This window comes from uncultured Rikenella sp. (genome assembly GCF_910579375.1).
GTDB lineage: Bacteria > Bacteroidota > Bacteroidia > Bacteroidales > Rikenellaceae > Rikenella.
On sequence record NZ_CAJTUJ010000178.1, the window covers coordinates 1 to 3,764 of the forward strand.

Annotated in this window: 3 protein-coding genes; 2 read left to right on the forward strand and 1 reads right to left on the reverse strand. The window is 63.6% G+C overall.

The window, feature by feature from the left end; translation table 11 throughout:
* Positions 1 to 1,567 (reverse strand): transglycosylase domain-containing protein (locus QZ302_RS09305; RefSeq protein ID WP_294594730.1); only part of this gene is annotated, 1,567 nt, incomplete at its 3' end.
* 125 nt (positions 1,568 to 1,692) lie between these two features.
* Between QZ302_RS09305 and QZ302_RS09310 the strand changes: the two genes are divergently transcribed.
* Both QZ302_RS09310 and QZ302_RS09315 read left to right on the forward strand, forming a co-directional pair.
* The gene (locus QZ302_RS09310; RefSeq protein WP_294594732.1) at positions 1,693 to 3,315 is read left to right on the forward strand and encodes a mucoidy inhibitor MuiA family protein; all 1,623 of its coding nucleotides are present in this window, start codon (positions 1,693 to 1,695) and stop codon (positions 3,313 to 3,315) included.
* Positions 3,316 to 3,350: 35 nt separating this feature from the next.
* Entirely contained in the window at positions 3,351 to 3,716 is a 366-nt protein-coding gene (locus tag QZ302_RS09315) for a hypothetical protein (protein WP_294594735.1), read from the forward strand.
* Positions 3,717 to 3,764: the final 48 nt, after the last annotated feature.

Consider the following 3,764-nt stretch of genomic DNA (forward strand, 5'->3'; position numbering starts at 1 on the left):
GCTTCATTGAGCTGAACTCCTGCCACGCCGCCTCCTCTTCCGGCCGATTCACCCCGCTCATCGCCTCGAACATAAACCACAGCGCCGACGGAGAGAGCGGACACACCCCCTCCGCCTTCTGTATTGTCGCCGACGAATCGACCCTCAGCCCCCGCATATCCTCCGCCTCGTACCGCCCCGTCCGGTCATACCGCAGCAACGACCTCGCCAACGCCGCATAAAGCCCCGTCATCTCCCCCAACGTCCCCTCGGCCCCGCCCAGAATCAGCGTCGAACCGTAATCGTCCGCACTCCGGTCGAACGTCGTCAGCCCCATCGAACGCAACAACCCCAGAAACCGATGGTGATTATAGTCGGCCAGCATCCGCACCACCGGCACATTGAGCGACCGCTCGACCGCCCGCCGCGCCGACACCACCCCGCTGAACGTCTTGTCGTAGTTGGACGGCACGAAACCCGCCATCTGGAGCGGCGTATCGAAGACCAGCGTATTCGGCAGCACCTGCCCCTCCGTCAGCATCGCCCCGTAGAGAATCGGTTTCAGCAGGCTGCCCGTACTCCGTCGCGCCGCGACCACATCCACCGACCGGCCGTCCCGCGCCTCCGCTGCCCGTTCGCCCGGCGAGATGTTCCCCACATAGGCCAGCACCTCGCCCGACTCCACATCCGCCACCACCGCCGCCGCATTCCGAATCCGGTTGGCCGCCAACATCCGCTCGCCGTAACCGTCCACAATCTGCTGCACCCGCACCTGAAGCGCATCATCCACCGTCGTATGCCACGCCCGCCCCTCCGCCAGTCGATCCGACAGGTGAGGCGCATGCCGCGGCAGCGGCTCCGGCGCATCGGGCAGCGGCTCGGCCAACGCCGCCTCGAACTCCGTACTGTCCAATACCCAATGGGTCAGCATCCGTTCCAGCAGCCTATTCCGCTTGGCCAACAACTCCCCGCGTCCCCGTCCTGGATGGATCAACGCCGGCGAATTGGGCAACACGGCGAGCGTAGCCGCCTCGGCCCACGACAACTGCTCCGGCGAATGGCCGAAATAACGCCACGCCGCCGCCTCGACCCCCACCACATTCCCCCCGAACGGCGCATGAGCCGCATAAAGCGCCAGAATCTCCTCCTTCGTATAGCTCCACTCGATCCGCACCGCCAGTATCGCCTCCCGGATCTTTTCGGCCACCGTCCGAGGCGGATTTCCCCGGCTCAGCCGCACCAGCTGCATCGTGAGAGTCGACCCTCCGCTGACCACCCCGCCTGCCCTCCGGTTCTGCTCCGCCGCCCGCACCAGCGCCGGCAGCGAGACCCCCGGATGGCGATAGAAGCGCCGATCCTCGTACTCGACCACCGCCCGCAGGTACTTGTCCGACAAGGCCGCCCCGGGCGGAAAACGCCACTGCCCGTCCTTCGCCACCCGCGCCCCGAGCAGCTCCCCGCCGCGGGCATACAACACCGTCGAGTAAGGCGCATCGAACAACGGCTTCGGCAGCAGGCGCACATACCCGACCGTCGCCCCCGCCGCGAGAGCGAACCACACCAGATTCCGTATCCGTCGTCGTTTCATACCGTCCAAAATTAACGAATCTTCGCCAGAAATCGACCTCCGCAACCAGATAACCGATTCCTATTTCCACTATATTTGTAGGTAGCTTTGCATTGTTCAAACCGACACACAAACCCCGATTCAAGATGAAACACTTCGGTCTCCTTTTAGCCGCCGTGCTCTTCGGAGGATGGGCCGGATCGCCGGCCACGGCCGCTCCGTTGCAGGGGCGCGTCAAGAGCGTGAAGATCTATCCGCGCGGCGTCTACGTCACGATGTCGATTCCGACGACCCTCCGGGCGGGCGAGACGGAAATCGCCTTCCCCGACCTGTGGTACGCCGATCCGGCGACCGTCGAACTGCGGCTCCTGGCAGGAACGACCGGCGCCACCTATGTGATGGAGTCGCAACAGGCCGTGCGCGGAAGCGACGTGGAACAACAACAGCGGTATCTGCTCCTGCGCGACACGCTGGCGGCCCGTCGGGCCCGGCTCGAAGCCGACAGCATGGTACTGGTGCGCGAAATCGAGTTCCTACAGGCGAATGCCAAACAGGAGGCCACCTCGGTCAGCCAGCTGGCAGCGGCCGACACCTGGATGCAGGCCAAATATGCCTCGGTCTACGAAGCGCAGCGCAAGAACCGCGAGTCCCGGGCGGCTCTGGATCGGGACTGGGCGGAGAATGAGCGCGCCATCCGCCGGATCGAGAGCCAGGCTTCGCAAGTGACGCTGGTTCGGGCACGGGTGAACAGCCTGCGGACGCAAAAGGCGGAGTTCGAACTCGCCTATTTCACCCGGGCGGCACAATGGGAACCGGTCTACTTTTTCCGTTTCGAGCCCGCCCGGGCGACGGCCGAACTGGACTATCAGGGGACGGTGTGGCAGTGGACTCATTTCGACTGGGATCGGGTAGCGGCCACCCTGAGCTACGGCACGCCGAACCGATCGCTGAACCGGGCGCAACTCACCCCGCAAACCCTATTATACTCACCGGCCATCAAATACCGGGCACGCACGTTGGAGCTGGACGTTACGCAGGACATGGCAGTGGATGCCTCGAAATTCGGCGGCACTTACACCGGCGAAGAGAGGCCCAAATTCATGGCCTCCGCACCGGTAGCCCCGATGGCGTCGACCGCCCGCATGGAGGTATCGGAAAACAACATCAGCTACCAGCTGGCCTCTCCGCTGACACTGGTCTCCTCGTCCGACAACGGCAATATCCGGCAGACAGTACAGGTGCGGCGCGATACCGTGCCGGTGCTGTACGAGTACGAAGTCACGCCGAAGATCAGCACCGACGTGCTGCTGCTGGCCCGCGTGCCCGGCTGGCAGGAGCTGCACCTGACGAACGGACGGGTCAATGTCTTTTGCGACGGCCGGATGCTGGGGCAGTCGAACCTTTCGGTGCGGAACACGGCGGATACGCTGGTACTGCCGCTGACGCTCGAATCGCAGGTCGTCGTGGAACGCAAGGAGACGGGCAACTATCAGGAGCGGGTTTCGGGAGCGAAGATGGAGCGGATGCGGTCGTATGAGATTCGGGTCAAAAACAACAAGTCGTTTCCGGTGAACCTGACGGTGAAAGATCAGTATCCGCTGTCGAGCACGTCGGAGGTGGAGATCGCCCTGACCAACGATTCGGGTGCCGAGGTGAATCCGCAGACCGGTATGCTGACCTGGCATCTCGACCTGGCTCCGGGCGAGGAACGGGTAGTGACTTTCGGCTACACCGTCCGCTATCCGAGAGGAGGAGATCTGAGCTGGTAGTTTGCGGGTGGGGGATATCGTGAACGAAGACCCTATTGGGGTCTGACTTTACGCGGGACGCCGATGTGCCCTTGAACGGTACCTTCCCCTATTACTCCGACGGCGTAGCCGGTGAAAAATACACCAATGGGAACTTCAAAGCCACCAACGGTCGTCTCTACAAGGTAAGCACCTCTGGCGCGGGAACCCCGCTCGCCTGGTACCCCGCCCCGGGCTACCGCGACGCAGGCAATTACGGGCGATTGGGCGACATGAACGGCGTCGGCAACGTCGGTTCCAGCTGGGGCTCCACGGTCAGCGGTACCAATAGCATGAACTTGGATTTCCACGTGGCGCAGCTCTACCCCAGCTACGTGGGCAGCCGTGGCCGCGGTTTTCAGTTGCGTTGCCTCTCGGAATAAACGGGGAAGGAGTGGGCCGGGGGCAAGGGGCCGGAGCTGCCCCATGTA